A 16,908-nucleotide genomic window follows, 5' to 3' on the forward strand; every position below is an offset into this window, starting at 1 on the left:
CACCAGCTTCCCGGCGCGTAGTCTCGCGCCCAGGTGCGCCCGAAATGTACGGAAGTAGCATGAGATCCACGCTGTCGCGATTCCTCGCCGTCCTCGCCGCGGGCGCGGCCACCCTCACCCTCGCCGCGTGCGGCGGCTCCTCGGACGGAGCCGGCGGACCGCTGACGGTCGGCACGCTGACCGACGCCCCGCCGTCGATCTACCTGGAGAACGGCAACTTCACCGGCTACGACAACGAGTTGCTGCGCGACATCGCCAAGCGCGGGGGGTTCGAGGTGCGGTTCCGCGGTACCGAGTTCGCCGGGCTGCTCGCCAACGTGGCCAACCGCACGTTCGACATCGGCAGCTCCACGATCTCCACCACCGACGAGCGCAAGAAGACGGTCGCCTTCTCCAACGGCTACAGCACCGGCTTCACCTCGATCGTCACCAGGAAGGGCGCGGGACTGAAGGACGTGGCCGCGTTCTCCGGTAAGCGCCTCGGGGTGGTCCAGGCCTCGGTGCAGGACGACTTCGCGAGCAAGAAGGTCGCGGGCGCGAACGTGGTGCGCTTCCCCGACTACAACGCGGGTTTCGCGCAGCTGCGGGGCGGCAGCCTGGACGGCTGGGTGGTGCCGAAGGACATCGGCCAGAAGTACCTGGACCAGAACCCGGATCTGCAGCTGGAGTTCGGCTACACCGTGGAGACCAAGGACACCCCGTCCGCGTTCGCGGTGCGCAAGGACAACAAGGAGCTGCTGGCGAAGATCAACGACGGCCTGGCCAAGGCGATCGCCGACGGCACCGTGAAACGGCTGCACGAGCAGTTCTTCAAGACCGAGCCGTTGCCGAAGGAACTGGAACCCGGCGGGCCGGGCCTGCCGGTGCGGAACCCGGGTCAGTGAGGGGGAAATCCATGAAGAGCACGAAGAGAACACTGATCACCGCGCTCGCCGCCGGGCTGCTCGCGGCGCTCACCGCGTGCGGCGGCGGAAGCGACCAGACCACCCTGCGGGTCGGCACCCTGGGCGACGCGCCGCCGAACATCTTCGTCGACAAGTCCGGGAACTACACGGGCTTCGACAACGAGTTGCTCAAGGCCATCGCGGCCAAGCAGAACCTGAAGCTGGAGTTCGCCGCGACCGAGTTCTCCTCGCTGCTGTCCAAAGTGGCCAATGGCCAGTTCGACGTGGGCAGTTCGGCGATCGCGCAGACCGACGAGCGCAAGAAGACCGTCGACTTCTCGAACGCGTACAACTTCGAGGTGATGAGCATCCAGACCAGGGAAGGGACGCCCATCACCGACGAGAGCACCTTGGCGGGCAAGCGGATCGCGGTCATCCAGGGCACGGTCGGCGACAAGTGGCTGGGCACGACCGTGCCTGCCGCGCAGGCGGTGCGCTTCCCGGACTACGCGGCCGCGCTCGGCGCGCTCAAGTCCGGTTCGGTGGAGGGTTACGTCCTCGACCAGGCCATCGCGGAGAAGAACGTCACCGAGAACCCGGACGCCAAGCTGAAGGTCACCAAGTCCTTCACCACGGACATCGCGCACGGGTTCGCGGTGCGCAAGGGCAACGGCGAGTTGCTCGGCAAGCTCAACGAGGGGCTCAAGCAGGTGATCGCCGATGGCACCTGGGAGCGGTTGCACCAGCAGTTCCTGCCAACGGCCCCGGTTCCGGACCAGTTCAAGGCGGGTAAGCCCGAGTAATGCGCAAGATCGTCCACACCACGTTCGCCGCCGCGCTGCTGGCCCTGCTCACGGCCTGCGGCGGTGGCGACGGCACCACCCTGCGCGTCGGCACGCTGTCCGATTCGCCGCCGAACGTCTACCAGGAGAACGGGAACTACACCGGTTTCGACAACGAGTTGCTGAAGGCGATCGCGGCCAAGCAGAACCTGAAGCTGGAGTTCGCGGCGACCGATTTCTCGGCCCTGCTCGGCCGGCTGGCCAGTGGCCAGTTCGACGTGGGCAGCTCGGCGATCGCGCAGACCGAGGAGCGCAAGAAGACCGTCGACTTCAGCGCGCCCTACAACTTCCAGTCGATCAGCATCGAAGCCTCCGAAGGTGTCCCGATCGCGGACGAGAAATCCTTGGCGGGCAAGCGGATCGGCGTGGTGCAGGGCACCGCCTCGGACGGCTGGCTGGTGTCGACCGCGCCGGGCGCGCAGATCGTGCGGTTCCCGAACGACGCCGCCGCGCTGAGCGCGCTGAAGACCGGCGCGGTCGAGGGCGCGGTCTTCGACCAGGCCACGGCCGAGCAGTACGCGGCCGCCAATCCGGCCGAGAAGCTGAAGGTGGTGAAGTCGTTCACCACCGACACCCCGCACGGGTTCGCGGTGCGCAAGGGCAACGGCGAGTTGCTCGGCAAGCTCAACCAGGGCCTGCGGCAGGTGATCGCCGACGGCACCTGGGAGCGGTTGCACCAGCAGTTCCTGCCAACGGCCCCGGTTCCGGACCAGTTCAAGGCCATAAAATGAGGGCGACACGACAGGCGGGACGCCCTCATGAAGACGATCTTGATCGCCGCGTTGTTCACCTTCACCCTGGCTTGCGACGGCAGTGGCGGCACCACGCTGCGGGTCGGCACGCTGTCCGATTCGCCGCCGAACATGTACCAGGAGAACGGGAACTACACCGGTTTCGACAACGAGTTGCTGAAGGCGATCGCCGCGAAACAGAGCCTGGAACTGGAGTTCGCCGCGACGGATTTCTCCGCCCTGCTCGGGCGGGTGGCGAGCGGGGAGTTCGCCATCGGTAGCTCGGCGATCTCGCAGACCGAAGAGCGGAAGAAGACGGTCGACTTCTCCGACGCCTACAACTTCCAGACCACGAGCATCCAGACCAGGGAAGGCGTACCGATCACCGACGAGAACTCCCTGCCGGGCAAACGGGTGTGCGTCACCCAGGCGACGGTTTCCGATTTCTGGGTGACGAGCACCGTGCCCCAGGCCCTCATCGTCCGGTTCCCGGATGTCACCGCGGGATTGAGCGCGCTGAAAACGGGTGCGGTGGACGCCTGCGTGCTCGATCAGTCCACGGCGGAGAAGTTCGTCGCCCTGTACCCGGAGGCGAAACTGAAGGTCACCAAATCGTTCACCACCGGAGTTTCGCACGGTTACGCGGTCCGCAAGGGCAACGCGGAACTGCGCGACAAGATCAATGCGGGCTTGCGGCAGGTGATCGCGGACGGCACCTGGGAGGAACTGCACCAGCGGTTCCTGCCCACCGAACCGGTGCCGGATCAATTCAAGGCGGGTAAATCCAAATAATGGACCAGTTCCTCGACACATTTCTCAACTGGGAATACATCTGGCAGGTCTTCCCGGATCTGATCGGGACCGGGCTGCTGAACACGCTCATCCTCGCGGTGAGCTCGGCCCTGATCGGGACCGTGCTGGGCATGGTGCTCGCGGTCATGGGGCTGTCCGCCAAGCGCTGGCTGCGGTGGCCCGCCCGCGTCTACACCGACATCTTCCGCGGGCTGCCCGCGATCCTGACGATCCTGCTGATCGGCCAGGGCCTCGGCGTGCTGGCCCGCGACATCGTCGGCACGAACCCGTACCCGCTGGGCATTCTCGCGCTGAGCCTGATCGCCGCGGCCTACATCGGCGAGATCTTCCGCTCCGGCATCCAGAGTGTCGAAAAAGGACAGTTGGAGGCCAGCCGCGCGCTGGGCATGACCTACTCGAAGGCGATGCTGCTGGTGGTCATCCCGCAGGGCGTGCGGCGCGTGCTGCCCGCGCTGGTGAACCAGTTCATCGCGCTGGTCAAGGATTCCAGCCTGGTCTACTTCCTCGGCCTGCTCGCCGAGCAGCGCGAACTGTTCCGCATCGGGCAGGACCTCGCCGCGAACACCGGGAACCTCTCGCCGCTGGTCGCGGCCGGATTCGTCTATCTGGTGATCACCGTGCCGCTGACGCACCTGGTCAACTACATCGACAAGAAACTGCGGACCGGGCGGAAGGTCGACACCGTGGATCCCAACACCAACTACGACCACGCCCAGTACGCGTCGGGAGGCGCTGCATGACCTCGGTGACCGCGCCGGCGCATTCGGCGAGCGTCGAACTGCGCGACATCCACGTCAAATTCGGCACCCTCGAGGTGCTGCGCGGGGTGGACCTGAAGGTGGCCAAGGGCGAGACCACCTGCGTGATCGGCCCGTCCGGCTCCGGCAAGTCGACCCTGCTGCGCTGCGTGAACCGCTTGCAGGAACCCGATTCCGGCGATCTGCTGTTCGACGGGAAGAGCGTGATCCGCGCCGATCCGGACCAGTTGCGGCAGCGCGTCGGCATGGTGTTCCAGCACTTCAACCTCTTCGGCCACCGCAGCGTCCTGGACAACATCACGCTGCCGTTGCGCAGCGTGAAGAAGCTGGCGAAGGCCGAGGCCGAGGAGATCGCGCGGGCCCGGCTCGCCGAGGTCGGGCTGGCGGACAAGGCGCCGTACCGGCCCGCGGCGCTGTCCGGCGGCCAGCAGCAGCGGGTCGCGATCGCCCGCGCGCTCGCGATGGACCCCGAGGTCATGCTGTTCGACGAGGCGACCAGCGCGCTCGACCCGGAACTGGTCAAGGGCGTGCTGAACCTGATGGCCGGGCTCGCCGAGCGCGGCCTGACGCTGATCGTGGTGACGCACGAGATGGGGTTCGCGCGCGAGGTGGCGAACCGGGTCGCGTTCATGGACCGCGGCAAGATCGTGGAGACCGGCACGCCCGAAGCGATCTTCGACAACCCGCACAGCGAGCGCCTGCAGCGGTTCCTCTCCCAGGTGCTCTAGGCCGGAGACGGGGCACTTTGTCGGCTGAGTGCGGTGCCTCGGCCACTTCGGCCGCCGTGGACTCGCACTTGGCCGACAAAGTGCGAACCTGGGCGCAACCGGATCGCCGGTTGGTTCCGTCTGGTCGGCATGAAACGGCATTTCGGTCGGTGGGGCATTCTCGGGGCAGTGGTCGCGGTCGTCGCGGCGGTGGCCGTTTTCCGTGCCGATGATCGGCCGCCGGGCGGGGAGGTCATCGGCGGCCCGGGTGGCGGGCCGCGCCTGGTCGCCTTCGATTCCTGCGCCGAGGCGCTGAACGCCTTGCGGGACAACGCCCGGCGGTACGCGGGCACCTACGGTCCCCAGTACGGGGCCAAGGGCGGGGTCGAGGCGCAGGCCGATGGTGGCCGGGCGGCGGCGCCGCAGGCGCCCGCGCCCGCCGAGCAGGGCACGGAGCATTCGACGACCAACAACCACGAAAAAGGGGTCGGCGAACCGGATCTCGTGCAGACCGACGGCCGCCGCGTGGTCACGGTCGCCGACGGCCGGTTGCGGGTGATCGACGCGGCCACGCGCGCGGTCACCTCCACGCTCGAGCTGCCCGGCGGACCGGCGAGCGAACTGCTGCTCGACGGCGATCGGGCGCTGGTCCTCTCCCCGGCGGAGATGGCCGTCCCGGCCGAGCGCGGTTACCTGCCGCCCGGGATGCGTTCCGGCGCTCGCCTGACCCTGGTGGACCTCGCGGGCCCGGCGCGGATGCTCGGGTCCCTTTCGGTCGACGGCCAGTACGTCGATGCCCGGCAGGTCGGCGGCCGGGCGCGGATCGTGCTCCGCTCGGCGCCCCGGATCCCGTACGGGCACCCGCGCGGCGACGAACCGCGCGGCTCGTCCATCGGCGACTGGCTGCCCCGGTACGAACTCGAATCCGGCGGCAACCGCAGCGCCGGGCAACTGGTGGACTGCGCGCGGGTGAGCCACCCCGCGAAGTACACCGGCACCTCGATGCTCACCCTGCTGACCATCGACCTGCGCGGCGAACTGGGCACCGGCGATCCGGTGTCGATCGTGGCCGACGGGGACACCGTGTACGGCACGGCGACCAGCCTCTACGTCGCCGCGCAGGTGAGCACCGAGGACGCGCCGCGCGGCCGGACCGAACTGCACCAGTTCGACATCACCCAGCCGGGCCCGCCGAAGCACGTCGCCTCCGGTGCGGTCGAGGGAAGCCTGCTGAACCAGTACTCGCTTTCCGAGTACCAGGGCCATCTCCGGGTGGCGACCACGATGGACACCGAGAGCGCGGTCACCGTGCTGGCCCGCCGGGGCGAGGCGCTGTCGGTCACCGGGAAGGTCGGCGGGCTCGGCAAGGACGAGCGGATCTACGCGGTGCGGTTCCTCGGCCCGGTGGGCTATGTGGTGACGTTCCGCCAGACGGACCCGCTCTACACGCTCGACCTCGCCGATCCGGCCCACCCCCGGGCCGTCGGCGAGCTGAAGATCACCGGGTACTCGGCGTACCTACACGACGCGGGCGAGCGGAAGCTGATCGGGGTCGGCCGGGAGGCGGACGAGCGCGGCCGGAGCCTCGGCCTCCAGGTCTCCCTGTTCGACGTCGGCGACGCCGCCCGGCCGCGCCGGATCGCGCAGCACCAGCTCCCGGGCGGTTCCTCGGAGGTGGAATCGGATCCGCACGCGTTCCTGTACTGGCCGCCGACCGGCCTGCTGGTGGTGCCCGTGACGGGTTCCGCCGGGGGCGCGCTCGTGCTCCGGCTGTCCGGCGGCACGTTCACCGAGGCCGGTACGGTGCGCCATCCCGGCGGGTCGGCGCAGATCCGGCGGGCCGTGGTGCTCGGGAACGAGCTGTGGACGGTGTCTTCGAGCGGTGTGCGGGTGGACGAGGGCGGCGGCCTGGCCCAGCTGGCCTGGGTGCCGTTCACCTAGGAAAACGGCTGGCGGTATGTCGATAAACTGGATGAGTGGCCCGTATCGTCGATCTCGTCCATTACCCGGTCAAGGGGTGTGCGGGGAAGTCCCTGCCCGCCGCCGACGTGACCCCGGCCGGGCTCGCGCACGACCGCACGTTCATGGCGGTCGCCCCGGACGGGCGGTTCCGCAGCCAGCGCCAGTCCCCGGTGATGGCCGTGATCAAACCCGAACTGTCCGCCGACGGCGGCCGGTTGCGGCTCACCGCGCCGGGCGTCGAAGACCTCGACCTCGCGGTCGCCTTCGACGGGCGGCGGCTGGTGGTGCAGGTGTTCGCCTGGGAGGGCAAGGGCGTCGACCAGGGCGACGAGGCGGCCGACTGGTTTTCCACGGTCCTCGGCCAGGAATCCCGGCTGGTGCGCGTGCCACCGGACCACACCCGGGTCGCGAGCGGCGAGACCCCGGGCACCGCGGGCTTCGCCGACGGGCACGCGATCCTGGTCGCCTCTGAGTCCTCTTTGGACTCACTGAACGAGCGGATCGCCGCGGCGGGCGGGGAAGCCGTGCCGATGGACCGGTTCCGGCCGAATCTGATCGTCCGCGGCTGGGCGGAGCCCCACGCCGAAGACCGGGTGCGCGCGATGCGCGCGGGCACCGCCGAATTCGGGTACGCGCGGGTGTGCACGCGGTGCACGGTGCCGATGGTCGACCAGGAGACCGGCCGCAAGGCGGGCCCGGAGCCGATCCGCAGCCTCGCCCGGTACCGCCGTTCGGCCGAGGGGCCGGTCGAATTCGGCATGAAGGCCGCGGTGACCCGGCCCGGTCAGGTCGCGGTCGGCGACGAGGTGATCGTGCACAGCTGGGCGGCCGGATAACCGGTCAGCCCGAGCGCGCCGGCCGCGGAGCCACCGTTGACCGCGACGGCGAGCCGCCCGGCCGAATCGGTGAACAGCACGGCCTCGCCGATCGGCCGATCGGCGAACGTCCGGCCGCGCGCGGCCGGTAGCTCGTTCTGTCCACAGTGGACCAATAGCCAGCGGCCCAGTTCCGCCGCGTCGAGATCGGCGGCGGTGGCGGCGAGCTGGACGTTGCCGAAGTGGTCCACGGTCAGCACCTCGGCGACCAGTTGCCCGGGGCGCGCGACGACTTTGGGCTCCGGCAACCGGACCAGCTCGGGAACCGGCGGGCCGAGACGTTCGGGCAAAACCCCGGACACCAGGTGCGCGGCCGCCGGGGCGAAGACATCGCGCCCGTGGAAGGTCGCCGACACCTCGGGCAGCCGGTAGGCGGGTTCGGCGAGTTCGTAGGCCGCGCGCACCCCGCCGAGCGCCTCGGCGGCGGGCACCAGCAGCCCGTTGTCCGGACCGACCAGCAGTCCCCGATCGGCCACCACGACGACCCCGCGCCGCGCGGTGCCCACGCCCGGGTCCACCACCGCGAGGTGCACGGCGTCGGGCAGGTACGGCGCGGTCTGGGCCAGCACCTCGGCGCCGTGCCGGATGCCTTGCGGCGGCACGGAATGCGTGACATCGATCACCCGAACGTCCGGGGCGATGCGGGCGATCACGCCGTGGCACGCGGCCACGAACCCGTCGCGCAGGCCGTAGTCGGTCAGGAACGAGAGCCACCGGTACGTCATGCGCCGAATCCTTTGCTCAGTATCTGGGAACTTCTGGATCACGTCGTGGACCTCTGCGATCCTGTCACCATGCAGAGGTATGCGATCGCGCTGGTGCAGCGCAGGCATGTCGATCTGCTGCGCGTCAACTCCGCGCTGTGCCGCCTCGGCTGATCATCCGGCCCTTCTTTTCCGGCGCCGCTGTCGCGGCCATCAGCTGAGGACCTCCCGATGCGCGTTCTCGTTCTTTTCGGCCTGGCCGGGTTCCTGGCCCAGCTCGTCGACGGCACCCTGGGCATGGCCTTCGGCGTGACCTCGACCACGACCCTGGTGGCCCTGGGCACGACCCCGGCGGTCGCCTCGGCCGCGGTGCACCTCGCCGAGGTCGGCACCTCCCTGGCGTCCGGGGTCGCGCACTGGCGGTTCCGCAACATCGACTGGCGCACGGTCGGCGTCCTCGCGCTGCCCGGCGCGGCCGGGGCGGCGCTCGGCGCGTACGTGCTGACCTCGCTGTCCACCGAGTTCGCCGAGGTCTGGATCACCACGATCCTGCTGATCCTGGGCCTGTACGTGCTGATCCGGTTCGCGTTCCTGAAGCTGGGCAAGCTGATCACCACCAAGCGCCCCGGCGCGCGGTTCCTCGGGCCGCTCGGGCTGATCGCCGGGTTCGTGGACGCCACCGGGGGCGGCGGCTGGGGTCCGGTCGCCACCACGACCCTGCTGTCCTCGGGGCGCCTGGAGCCGCGCAAGGTCGTCGGTTCGGTGGACACCTCGGAGTTCATCGTCGCGCTGGCCGCGAGCATCGGGTTCTTCTTCTCGCTCTCGTCCGAGCAGAACCTGAACTACACGGTCGTCCTCGGCCTGATGGCCGGTGGGGTGATCGCGGCGCCGGTCGCGGCCTGGCTGGTCCGGCACCTGCCGCCGCGCGTGCTCGGCGCCGCGGCCGGTGGGCTGATCGTGCTCACCAACGCGCGCACCCTGCTCCAGGCCGCCGACGCCTCGACCGCGGTGTTCGTGCTCGCCTACGCCGCGATCGTGCTGCTCTGGGTGGCGGGCCTGGTCGCCGCGATCCGCTCGGTCCGCGCCGAGAAGCGCGCCAACATCCTCGCCGGGGAGACCGACGCCCCCGCCGACCAAGCCGAGCCGGTCGCCGGTTAGCTAGGGTTCTCGGCGTGACGACGCTCGCCGAATACCCGAAGATCGCCGCCGGCAAGGTCCGTGAGCTGTACGCCGTGGGCGACGAGCACCTGCTGCTGGTCACCTCCGACCGGATTTCGGCGTTCGACTTCGTGCTGGACACCCCGATCCCGGACAAGGGGCGGGTGCTGACCGCGATGAGCGTGTTCTGGTTCGACCTGCTGGCGGACGTGCTGCCGAACCACCTGGTCGCCTACGACGATCCGCGCATCCCGGACGAGGTCCGCGGCCGGGCGTTGCTGGTGCGGCGCCTGCGGATGCTGCCGGTCGAGGCCGTCGCGCGCGGGTACCTGGCCGGATCCGGGTACAGCGACTACCGCCGGACCGGCGCGGTGTGCGGGGTCGCGCTGCCGGACGGTCTCCAGGAGGCGGACCGGCTGCCGGAGCCGATCTTCACCCCGGCGACCAAGGCCGAATTCGGGGCGCACGACGAGAACGTGGACTTCGAGCACGTGGCCGCCGAGATCGGCCGGGAGCGCGCCGAACAGGTGCGGGAGGCCACGCTGGCGATCTACCGGCGCGGCGCCGAGCACGCCGCCGAGCGCGGGATCCTGCTGGCCGACACGAAGTTCGAGTTCGGCGTGGACGCGGCCGGGCGGCTGGTCGTGGCGGACGAGGTGCTGACGCCGGACTCGTCCCGGTACTGGCCCGCGTCCGAGTACCGGCCGGGGCGCGCGCAGCCGTCGTTCGACAAGCAGTACGTGCGGGACTGGCTGACCGGCCCGGAATCCGGCTGGGACCGGGCGTCGAACACCCAGCCGCCACCGCTGCCGGCGAAGGTGGTCGAGGCGACCCGCGACCGGTACGTCGAGGCGTACGAACGGATCACCGGGCGCTCCCTCGCCGACTGGCCGGGCTGAGGCGCGAGCCGAGCACGTAGCGTTGCCCGGGCAACACTTCTCGTAGGTGACCCCGACCGGTCATCTGCGGGTCAGGGTGGTGTCACCCCGGACTGGCCCAATGGGCAGCGTGGACGCTCAGCTGCTGGTATCGCTGTCCGGGCTCAGCCCGCGCACGTTGCACCGTTGCGCGGACTTCGCCGCCGAACTCGAGAGCCGGAAGGTCCCCCTGTCCATCCTGTACTCACCGCGGACCGGGGACGGCGCGGTGCCCGGCTGGGTGCGGGCGCGGACCCGAGGCGGTGACGCCCTGCTGCTGCACGGCTACGACCACCGCGTCACGCCGACGCACCGGACCGTGTACCTGGGCAAGAAGGCCGAATTCGCCGCGCTCCCCGCGCACGAGGCGCGGCTGCGGCTCATCGCCGCGACGGCCGCGCTGGAACGTGCCGGGCTGCACGCCGACGGGTTCGCGCCGCCGCGCTGGCTCGCCTCCCGCGGCACGCTGGAAGCGTTGCGGGAACGGGATTTCGCGTACTGCGCGGACCTTTCGGCCGTGCGCGACCTGCGGACCGGCGAGGTGCACCGCGCGCGGGTGCTGGCCGTCGGCGGGCATTCGCCGCGCACCGAGACGGTCCGCTGCTTCGCCCTGGTGCTCGCGGCCGCCCGGGCCGCCCGGCGCGGCGGGCTGGTCCGGATCGGCGCGGACGCCGCCGACCTCGCCCGCCCGGGACCGCGCCAGGCCCTGCTCGACGCGGTCGACATCGCCCTGGAAAACGGCGCCTCCGCCACCACCTACCCGGCGATTCGCCGCCGGGTAGCCCTTCCCTAGCGGCACTTTGGGGAAGTGCCGCCCTGGTCAGAGGGTCGTGAACTCGTCGCGGGGAGCGACCTTGACCTCGGTGCCCTCCGGGGCGAGGTTGGTGAACAGGCCGTAGTGCATCTCCGGCCGCGCCAGCACCGCCTCGTGGATCGGCACCGCCACCCGCGGCGCCACCGCGCGCAGGTAGTCCACCGCCTCGCCGACCTTCAGCCACGGCGCGCCGGTCGGCAGCGCGAGCACGTCCACCTTCTGGTCGGGCACGAAGAACGAGTCGCCCGGGTGGTAGAACGCGCCGTCGTCGACCAGGTAGCCGACGTTCGGGACGATCGGGATGTCCTGGTGGATCGTCGCGTGCTGCCCGCCGACCACCGCGATGCCCGTCTTGCCGAAGTCGAGCGAGTCACCCGGCCGCACGGTCCGCGAGGTCAGGCCCAGCTTCTCCACGGTCTCGGCCGAACCGGGGTCGGTGATCAGCCGCGCGTCCGGGTTCGCCTTGAGCAGCCCGGGCAGTTTCTCGGCGTCGATGTGGTCGAAGTGCTGGTGGGTGATCAGCACGGCGTCCAGGTCGCGCTCGTTCTCGAAACCGGTGGAGAACGTGCCGGGATCGATCAGGATCCGGGCGTTCTCGGTTTCCAGCAGTACGCAAGCGTGTCCATAGTGGACAATTCGCATATGTTTTCTCCCTTATGAGATCCACTTTCACCCTACGACCGCACGAGGGAGTCGCCAAGTTCGGTGCGCCGGTGCCCCGCCGCCGCCCTGGCCGGCTCCTTCGCTCGATGCGGCCACCGCGGCGCTCACCTGTGCCATGCTGTCCTACCGAAGCGGAACAGCTATTGGCAGAGTGTCAGTAAGCTCGTAGTCTTGGTCACCAAGTCGACATCACGGGAGACGCCGATGACCGCCGCCCAGCCCAAGCCCGCCACCGCCAGCGAGACCTTCGACTCGCTCAATCCCGCGACCGACGAGGTGGTCGGCACCTATCCGATCCACACCCGCGAGGACGTCGAGGCGGCCGTTCAACGTGCCCGGGAGGCTGCGGACTGGTGGAACTCGCTCGGCTTCGACGGCCGCGGGGAGCGGCTGCGCCGCTGGAAGGGCGTGCTCGCCCGGCGGCTCGCGCAGCTCAGCTCGCTGGTGCACGACGAGACCGGGAAACCGGTCGCCGACGCGCAGCTGGAGATCGTGCTCGCGATCGAGCACATCGCGTGGGCGGGCAAGCACGCGCGCAAGGTGCTGGGCAGCCAGCGGCGCTCGCCGGGCCTGCTGCTGTCGAACCAGGCGGCGACCGTGGAGTACCACCCGCTCGGGGTGGTCGGCGTGATCGGCCCGTGGAACTACCCGGTGTACACCCCGCTCGGCTCGATCACCTACGCCCTCGCCGCCGGGAACGCCGTGGTCTACAAGCCGAGCGAATACACCCCGGGCGTGGGCAAGTGGCTGGTGGACGCGTTCGCCGAAGTGGTCCCCGAGCAGCCGGTCCTCCAGCTGGTCACCGGCCTCGGCGAAACCGGCGCCGCGCTGACCACCTCCCCGGGCGTCGACAAGATCGCCTTCACCGGTTCCACCGCCACCGGTAAGAAGGTGATGGCCGCGGCCGCCGAGAACCTCACCCCGGTGGTGATCGAGGCCGGTGGCAAGGACCCGGTCCTGGTCGACGCCGACGCCGACCTGGAAGCCGCCGCGGACGCCACCGTCTGGGGCGCGTTCTGGAACGCGGGCCAGACCTGCGCCGGGGTCGAACGGGTCTACGTGCACGAAAGCGTCCACGACGAGTTCGTCGCCAAGGTCGTGGCGAAGTCCCGGGAAGTCCGCCCGGGCTCCGACGACTCCGCGAAGTACGGTCCGATGACCATGCCCGCCCAGCTCGAGGTCATCCGGCGGCACATCAAGGACGCCCTGGCCCGCGGTGGCCGCGCGCTGCTCGGCGGCGCCGACGCGGTCGGCGACCGGTACGTGCAGCCGACCGTCCTGGTCGACGTCCCGGAGGACTCGTCGGCCGTCCAGGAGGAGACCTTCGGCCCCACGGTCACCATCGCCAAGGTGCGCGACATGGACGAGGCGGTCGAGAAGGCGAACGACTCCCGCTACGGCCTGGGCTCGACGGTGTTCTCCAAGCGCCGCGGCCTGGAACTCGCGCGCCGCCTGCGCACCGGGCAGACCGCCATCAACGCGCCGCTCTCCTTCGCCGGGATCGCGTCGCTCCCGTTCGGCGGGGTGGGCGACTCGGGCTTCGGCCGCATCCACGGACCGGAAGGCCTCCGCGAATTCGCCCGCCCGAAGTCCATCGCCCGCCAGCGCTTCACCGCCCCGCTGGCGCTGACCACCTTCGCCCGCAAGGAAAAGACGGACGTCCTGGTCGCCAAACTCACCGCCATCCTGCACGGCAAACGGTAACCGAACTTCCCCCAATGTGGCTTTCGGTACCTTCAACGCCCCGAAAGCCGCATTGGGTACCTTCAACGCCCCCAATGCCACATTGGGGGATTTTCGGTGGGCTAGCGGGAGCGGATCAGGTCGGCCGCCTTTTCGGCGACCATGATGGTGGGGGCGTTCGTGTTGCCGCGCGGGACCACCGGCATGATCGAAGCGTCCACCACGCGGAGGCCGGTGACGCCGTGCACGCGGAGTTCGGGGTCCACGACGGCCAGGTCGCCGGTGCCCATCGCGCACGTGCCCACCGGGTGGTAGAGCGTTTGCGTGTTCTGGCGGGCGTGTTCGGCGAGCGCGTCGTCGTCGAGTTCGTGCGTGTCCGGCAGGAACGGTTTGTCCAGGTAGCGTGCCAGCGGACCCGAGCGGCCGATTTCGATCAGGGTGCGCAGGGCCGACAGGGTGGCTTCGAAGTCGGCGGGTTCGGCGTAGTAGGCCGGGTCGAGTTCGGGGCGCCAGAACGGGTTCGCCGACCGCAGGCGCAGGCGGCCCCGGCTGGCCACGTCGACCAGCGTGGTCGCCGAGGTGAACCCGGACACCGTGGGCTCGCGGAAACCGTTGTCGTAGAACAAAGTCGGCGCGACGTGGAACTGCATGTTCGGCGCGGCCAGACCGTCTACTGTGGAATAGAACCCGCCCGCCTCGCCGATGTTCGAGGTGAGCGGCCCGCGTTTGGTCAGTTGCCAGCGGACCAGGCCGAGCGGGGTGGCCGAATCGATGACGTCGGTGGTGCCCCGGGTGGTCCAGATGATCGGCGACGCGGGGTGGTCGTGCAGGTTCTGGCCCACACCGGGCAGCCCATTCGCCACCTCGATCCCGTGTTCGCGCAGGTGTTCGGCGGGGCCGATCCCGGACAGCATCAGCAGCTGGGGCGAGTTGATCGCGCCGCCGCAGAGCAGGACCTCCGCGTCCGCGTGCACGGTCCGCTCGCCGGAGCTGTCTACATAGGACACTCCGGTCGCGCGGGTGCCGTCGAGGAGGACGCGGGTGACGTGGGCGTTCGTGCGGACGGTGAGGTTCGGCCGGGTCAGCGCCGGGCGCAGGTAGGCGTCCGCGGCCGACCACCGGCGGCCCTTCTTGCAGGTCACCTGGTACAGCCCGGCGCCTTCCTGGGATTCGCCGTTGAAGTCGTCGGTGCGTTTGAGGCCCCACGCGACGGCCGAATCGACCCAGGCGTGCGTGAGTTCGTGGGTGAACACCCGGTCCTCCACGCGCAGCGGTCCGTCGGTGCCGTGCAGCGGGCCGCCGAGCCGGGTGTTGCCCTCCGCGCGGACGAAGTACGGGAGCACGTCGTCGAATCCCCAGCCCCGCGCGCCGAAGCGGTCGCGCCAGGCGTCGTAGTCGGCGCGGTTGCCCCGGATGTAGATCATCGCGTTCATCGAGGAGCAGCCGCCGAGCATCTTCGCGCGCGGCCAGTAGGCCGACTTGCCGAGATGCTTCTGCTCGGTCGTCTCGTAGTTCCAGTCCCGCTTGGTCTTGAACAGGTTCGCGAACGCGGCCGGGATGCGGATCTCGTCGGCGTCGTCCTCGCCGCCCGCCTCCAGGAGCAGCACGCTCGCGGACGGATCCTCGGTGAGCCGGTTCGCGAGCACGCAGCCCGCGCTCCCGGCTCCGACGATGACGTAGTCGAACGCGTCCGGACGGGCCACGGTGCCTCCTGCTGTTGGCGGTGCGTCAACCCCTGGCGATGATGACGGAAGACGGCGAGTGGGGGAAGAGTGCGGCAGCCAGCATCCCCCACATGTCACATTCCGGCGACCGAACGACGTAAGTATTGGCCTGGAAAGGCGAACTTGTGGTTAGGAAGCAACAACTTCGGGAATCCTGCCACTGCGGGCGACCGATGGGAGGTCGATGATGGGAACGCCGCGCAGGGTCATGGGAGTGGCCGCCGGAGCCGCGATGCTCGGGGCGACCGCGATCGCACTGGCGCCGGCCGCGGAGGCCGCCGAAGCGCCGTGCGGCGCGCAGGCCAGGGCCTGCCTCCAGTTGCACACGAACACGGCCTGGCTGACGGACGGCGGCCGGATCACCTACGGCGGGGTGCCGGTCACCCACGGGAAGCCGGGATACCGGACGCCGGTCGGCACGTTCAAGGTGCGGTACAAGGACATCGACCACTACAGCAAGCAGTTCAACGGGCCGATGCCGTACTCGGTCTTCTTCACCACGAACGGCATCGCGTTCCACCAGGGCAGCCTCAAGGTGCGGTCGCACGGCTGCGTGCACCTGTCGAAGGAGGCGGCGGCCAAGTTCTTCACCACACTCCAGCCCGGGGATGTGGTGCAGGTGGTGAAGTAACCCCGGGATCGAGCGGGGCCGAAGAGCGTCGGGGGCTCGTCGGCCCCGCTCGATTTGCGGTGAAGTACGCTTTGGCGGTACCGCCGACCTGCACGAATGAGGGAGCAGCCAGTCGTGGCTCGAGTCGTGGTTGACGTCATGCCGAAGCCGGAGATCCTGGATCCGCAAGGCCAGGCCGTGGCCGGTGCGCTGCCGCGCCTCGGCTTCCAGGGGATCACCGAGGTCCGCCAGGGCAAGCATTTCGAACTCGAGGTCGACGACTCGGTCGACGACGAGACGCTCGCCAAGATCGCCGAAGGCTTCCTGGCCAACCCGGTGATCGAGGAGTGGACCGTCCGGCGGGTGTCGGAGTGAGCGCCCGGATCGGGGTCATCACGTTCCCCGGCACGCTGGACGACGTCGACGCGGCCCGTGCGGTGCGCTATGCCGACGCCGAAGCGGTGTCGCTCTGGCACGCCGACGAGGACCTGAACGGCGTCGACGCGGTCGTCATCCCCGGCGGCTTCTCCTACGGCGACTACCTGCGCGCCGGGGTGATCGCCCGGTTCGCGCCGGTGATGAGCTCGGTGATCGAGGCCGCGCACAAGGGGATGCCGGTGCTCGGCATCTGCAACGGCTTCCAGATCCTGTGCGAGGCGGGCCTGCTGCCCGGCGCGATGCTGCGCAACGAGAAGCTGCACTTCATCTGCCGCGACCAGTGGCTGCGGGTGGAGAACACGGCGACCGCGTGGACCAGCCGCTACGAGCCGGGCGCGGAGATCCTCATCCCGCTGAAGAACATCGACGGCCGGTACACCGCCGTTCAGTCCACTTTGGACGAGCTGGAGGCGGAAGGGCGGGTGGTCTTCCGGTACGTCGGCGGCAACCCGAACGGCTCGCGCGACGACATCGCCGGGATCACCAGCGCGAACGGCCGGGTGGTCGGCCTGATGCCGCATCCCGAGCACGCCATCGACGCGCTCACCGGCCCCTCCGACGACGGTCTCGGCATGTTCTACTCCGTCCTCGACGCCCTGGTCACCGCCTGACCCCGGGCCGCCTC

The 16,908-nt window shown here is 69.9% G+C and carries 19 protein-coding genes; 16 read left to right on the top strand and 3 right to left on the bottom strand.

The window, feature by feature from the left end:
* The first annotated feature begins 59 nt into the window (after positions 1 to 59).
* The 8 genes from FXO23_RS12695 (at position 60) to FXO23_RS12730 (ending at position 7,533) form a co-directional block, all read left to right on the top strand.
* A complete protein-coding gene (locus FXO23_RS12695) occupies positions 60 to 884 on the top strand; it encodes a substrate-binding periplasmic protein (protein WP_158884301.1) in 825 nt (274 codons plus the stop codon).
* An 11-nt stretch (positions 885 to 895) separates the two neighbouring features.
* A complete protein-coding gene (locus FXO23_RS12700; protein WP_158884303.1) occupies positions 896 to 1,687 on the top strand; it encodes a substrate-binding periplasmic protein in 792 nt (263 codons plus the stop codon).
* Entirely contained in the window at positions 1,687 to 2,457 is a 771-nt protein-coding gene (locus tag FXO23_RS12705) for an ABC transporter substrate-binding protein (protein ID WP_158884305.1), read from the top strand. The genes FXO23_RS12700 and FXO23_RS12705 overlap by 1 nt, the downstream gene beginning before the upstream one ends.
* Positions 2,458 to 2,484: 27 nt before the next feature.
* The gene (locus FXO23_RS12710) at positions 2,485 to 3,249 is read left to right on the top strand and encodes an ABC transporter substrate-binding protein (protein WP_158884307.1); all 765 of its coding nucleotides are present in this window, start codon (positions 2,485 to 2,487) and stop codon (positions 3,247 to 3,249) included.
* Entirely contained in the window at positions 3,249 to 4,010 is a 762-nt protein-coding gene (locus tag FXO23_RS12715; RefSeq protein WP_158884309.1) for an amino acid ABC transporter permease, read from the top strand. Before FXO23_RS12710 ends, FXO23_RS12715 begins: the two co-directional genes overlap by 1 nt.
* On the top strand, positions 4,007 to 4,756 hold the full coding sequence (locus tag FXO23_RS12720; RefSeq protein ID WP_158884311.1) for an amino acid ABC transporter ATP-binding protein: 750 nt from the start codon (positions 4,007 to 4,009) through the stop codon (positions 4,754 to 4,756). The genes FXO23_RS12715 and FXO23_RS12720 overlap by 4 nt, the downstream gene beginning before the upstream one ends.
* A 168-nt stretch (positions 4,757 to 4,924) precedes the next feature.
* The gene (locus tag FXO23_RS12725; protein ID WP_218951973.1) at positions 4,925 to 6,676 is read left to right on the top strand and encodes a beta-propeller domain-containing protein; all 1,752 of its coding nucleotides are present in this window, start codon (positions 4,925 to 4,927) and stop codon (positions 6,674 to 6,676) included.
* A 35-nt stretch (positions 6,677 to 6,711) separates the two neighbouring features.
* Positions 6,712 to 7,533: an MOSC N-terminal beta barrel domain-containing protein gene (locus FXO23_RS12730; protein WP_179956751.1), complete on the top strand. Its 822-nt coding sequence runs from the start codon at positions 6,712 to 6,714 to the stop codon at positions 7,531 to 7,533.
* Here FXO23_RS12730 and FXO23_RS12735 read toward each other — a convergent pair.
* Positions 7,482 to 8,297 carry an SAM hydrolase/SAM-dependent halogenase family protein gene (locus FXO23_RS12735; protein ID WP_158884315.1) on the bottom strand — a complete coding sequence of 272 codons (816 nt, stop codon included), beginning with the start codon at positions 8,295 to 8,297 and terminating at the stop codon, positions 7,482 to 7,484. The genes FXO23_RS12730 and FXO23_RS12735 overlap by 52 nt on opposite strands.
* Positions 8,298 to 8,342: 45 nt before the next feature.
* Between FXO23_RS12735 and FXO23_RS52495 the strand changes: the two genes are divergently transcribed.
* From FXO23_RS52495 to FXO23_RS12750, 4 genes are all read left to right on the top strand, one after another.
* Positions 8,343 to 8,450, top strand: a complete 108-nt coding sequence (locus FXO23_RS52495; RefSeq protein ID WP_343034476.1) for a putative leader peptide — start codon at positions 8,343 to 8,345, stop codon at positions 8,448 to 8,450.
* 57 nt (positions 8,451 to 8,507) lie between these two features.
* Positions 8,508 to 9,434 carry a sulfite exporter TauE/SafE family protein gene (locus FXO23_RS12740; protein ID WP_158884317.1) on the top strand — a complete coding sequence of 309 codons (927 nt, stop codon included), beginning with the start codon at positions 8,508 to 8,510 and terminating at the stop codon, positions 9,432 to 9,434.
* A gap of 14 nt (positions 9,435 to 9,448) precedes the next feature.
* A complete protein-coding gene (locus FXO23_RS12745) occupies positions 9,449 to 10,333 on the top strand; it encodes a phosphoribosylaminoimidazolesuccinocarboxamide synthase (protein ID WP_158884319.1) in 885 nt (294 codons plus the stop codon).
* 100 nt (positions 10,334 to 10,433) lie between these two features.
* Entirely contained in the window at positions 10,434 to 11,144 is a 711-nt protein-coding gene (locus FXO23_RS12750) for a DUF2334 domain-containing protein (protein ID WP_158884321.1), read from the top strand.
* A gap of 27 nt (positions 11,145 to 11,171) precedes the next feature.
* On the opposite strand, the gene FXO23_RS12755 is transcribed toward FXO23_RS12750, so the two are convergent.
* Complete coding sequence (locus FXO23_RS12755; protein WP_158884323.1) at positions 11,172 to 11,807, bottom strand: MBL fold metallo-hydrolase; 636 nt, start codon at positions 11,805 to 11,807, stop codon at positions 11,172 to 11,174.
* 225 nt (positions 11,808 to 12,032) lie between these two features.
* Here FXO23_RS12755 and FXO23_RS12760 point away from each other — a divergent pair, with 225 nt between their 5' ends.
* Complete coding sequence (locus FXO23_RS12760; protein ID WP_158884325.1) at positions 12,033 to 13,532, top strand: aldehyde dehydrogenase family protein; 1,500 nt, start codon at positions 12,033 to 12,035, stop codon at positions 13,530 to 13,532.
* Positions 13,533 to 13,633: 101 nt separating this feature from the next.
* Here FXO23_RS12760 and FXO23_RS12765 read toward each other — a convergent pair whose 3' ends face one another.
* Complete coding sequence (locus FXO23_RS12765) at positions 13,634 to 15,214, bottom strand: GMC family oxidoreductase (protein ID WP_158884327.1); 1,581 nt, start codon at positions 15,212 to 15,214, stop codon at positions 13,634 to 13,636.
* 229 nt (positions 15,215 to 15,443) lie between these two features.
* Between FXO23_RS12765 and FXO23_RS12770 the strand changes: the two genes are divergently transcribed.
* The 3 genes from FXO23_RS12770 (at position 15,444) to purQ (ending at position 16,894) form a co-directional block, all read left to right on the top strand.
* Positions 15,444 to 15,866, top strand: coding sequence for a L,D-transpeptidase (locus FXO23_RS12770; RefSeq protein ID WP_246257210.1), 423 nt, complete (start codon positions 15,444 to 15,446; stop codon positions 15,864 to 15,866).
* 114 nt (positions 15,867 to 15,980) lie between these two features.
* Complete coding sequence (gene purS, locus FXO23_RS12775) at positions 15,981 to 16,220, top strand: phosphoribosylformylglycinamidine synthase subunit PurS (protein ID WP_158884329.1); 240 nt, start codon at positions 15,981 to 15,983, stop codon at positions 16,218 to 16,220.
* Positions 16,217 to 16,894: a phosphoribosylformylglycinamidine synthase subunit PurQ gene (gene purQ / locus FXO23_RS12780; RefSeq protein WP_158884331.1), complete on the top strand. Its 678-nt coding sequence runs from the start codon at positions 16,217 to 16,219 to the stop codon at positions 16,892 to 16,894. Before purS ends, purQ begins: the two co-directional genes overlap by 4 nt.
* Positions 16,895 to 16,908: the final 14 nt, after the last annotated feature.

It is taken from the genome of Amycolatopsis anabasis (assembly GCF_009765355.1).
GTDB classification, from domain to species: Bacteria; Actinomycetota; Actinomycetes; order Mycobacteriales; family Pseudonocardiaceae; genus Amycolatopsis; species Amycolatopsis anabasis.

What these genes read in the sequence shown, in the direction of transcription:
- FXO23_RS12695 (WP_158884301.1), top strand. Translation starts at nt 60, where the DNA reads ATGAGATCCACGCTGTCGCGATTCCTCGCCGTCCTCGCCGCGGGCGCG.
- FXO23_RS12700 (WP_158884303.1), top strand. Translation starts at nt 896, where the DNA reads ATGAAGAGCACGAAGAGAACACTGATCACCGCGCTCGCCGCCGGGCTG.
- FXO23_RS12705 (WP_158884305.1), top strand. Translation starts at nt 1,687, where the DNA reads ATGCGCAAGATCGTCCACACCACGTTCGCCGCCGCGCTGCTGGCCCTG.
- FXO23_RS12710 (WP_158884307.1), top strand. Translation starts at nt 2,485, where the DNA reads ATGAAGACGATCTTGATCGCCGCGTTGTTCACCTTCACCCTGGCTTGC.
- FXO23_RS12715 (WP_158884309.1), top strand. Translation starts at nt 3,249, where the DNA reads ATGGACCAGTTCCTCGACACATTTCTCAACTGGGAATACATCTGGCAG.
- FXO23_RS12720 (WP_158884311.1), top strand. Translation starts at nt 4,007, where the DNA reads ATGACCTCGGTGACCGCGCCGGCGCATTCGGCGAGCGTCGAACTGCGC.
- FXO23_RS12735 (WP_158884315.1), bottom strand. Translation starts at nt 8,297, where the DNA reads ATGACGTACCGGTGGCTCTCGTTCCTGACCGACTACGGCCTGCGCGAC.
- FXO23_RS12740 (WP_158884317.1), top strand. Translation starts at nt 8,508, where the DNA reads ATGCGCGTTCTCGTTCTTTTCGGCCTGGCCGGGTTCCTGGCCCAGCTC.
- FXO23_RS12750 (WP_158884321.1), top strand. Translation starts at nt 10,434, where the DNA reads ATGGGCAGCGTGGACGCTCAGCTGCTGGTATCGCTGTCCGGGCTCAGC.
- FXO23_RS12755 (WP_158884323.1), bottom strand. Translation starts at nt 11,807, where the DNA reads ATGCGAATTGTCCACTATGGACACGCTTGCGTACTGCTGGAAACCGAG.
- FXO23_RS12760 (WP_158884325.1), top strand. Translation starts at nt 12,033, where the DNA reads ATGACCGCCGCCCAGCCCAAGCCCGCCACCGCCAGCGAGACCTTCGAC.
- FXO23_RS12770 (WP_246257210.1), top strand. Translation starts at nt 15,444, where the DNA reads ATGGGAGTGGCCGCCGGAGCCGCGATGCTCGGGGCGACCGCGATCGCA.